At 47.6% G+C, this 1,052-nt stretch carries 2 tRNA genes and 1 rRNA gene; all 3 read right to left on the reverse strand.

Annotated elements, in window-relative coordinates:
- Positions 1-606 (reverse strand): 23S ribosomal RNA (locus AC07VL_RS28010); the annotation flags it as partial.
- 236 nt (positions 607-842) lie between these two features.
- Positions 843-918: transfer RNA gene (locus tag AC07VL_RS28015), tRNA-Ala, on the reverse strand.
- A 12-nt stretch (positions 919-930) separates the two neighbouring features.
- Positions 931-1,007: transfer RNA gene (locus tag AC07VL_RS28020), tRNA-Ile, on the reverse strand.
- Positions 1,008-1,052: the final 45 nt, after the last annotated feature.

Genomic DNA, 1,052 nt, shown 5'->3' on the forward strand with positions numbered 1-1,052 from the left:
GGTTAACCTTGCCACTGAATGTAAGTCGCTGACCCATTATACAAAAGGTACGCAGTCACGGAACAAGTCCGCTCCTACTGTTTGTATGCACACGGTTTCAGGATCTATTTCACTCCCCTTCCGGGGTTCTTTTCGCCTTTCCCTCACGGTACTGGTTCACTATCGGTCGATTACGAGTATTTAGCCTTGGAGGATGGTCCCCCCATATTCAGACAGGATGTCACGTGTCCCGCCCTACTTGTCGTACGCTTAGTACCACCGGTCCGATTTCACATACGGGGCTATCACCCACTATGGCTCCTATTTCCAGAGGATTCTGTTATCGGTCCGACTATCACGTACAGGCTCTTCCCATTTCGCTCGCCGCTACTTTGGGAATCTCGGTTGATTTCTTTTCCTGCAGCTACTTAGATGTTTCAGTTCGCCGCGTTCGCCTTGCATACCTATGTATTCAGTATGCAATACCCTAAAAGGGTGGGTTGCCCCATTCGGAAATCTGCGGATCAAAGTGTGTTTGCTCACTCCCCGCAGCTTATCGCAAGCTACTACGTCCTTCATCGCCTGTAATCGCCAAGGCATCCACCATGTGCACTTATTCGCTTGTCCCTATAACGTTAGCCTCTGATTACTAGGTAATCAAAGAGCGCTACAGGGATAAGAAAGTACAACGTTGTTGCTTGTTTGTTGATACATACAATCATTACCCATCGATTTGCTTGTTACGGCAAACCGATCAATAAATAATCTTTACTTCTTCCAGATTGTTAAAGAACGAAACAGCTTTGATCGCTAAAAGATCAAATCTAAACCCACAGGCTTACATTTGTACTTTCGGTAAAACGTGGTGGAGGATGACGGGATCGAACCGACGACCCCCTGCTTGCAAAGCAGGTGCTCTCCCAGCTGAGCTAATCCCCCGGGAATTTTTACTGGTAGGGCTGGTTGGACTCGAACCAACGACCCCCGCGTTATCAACACGGTGCTCTAACCAGCTGAGCTACAGCCCCAAATGCTGTTCTTTATATTAACAGCCGATAAGTGTGAACATTTGA

The sequence above is a fragment of the Janthinobacterium sp. GW821-FHT03C08 genome, assembly GCF_059420905.1.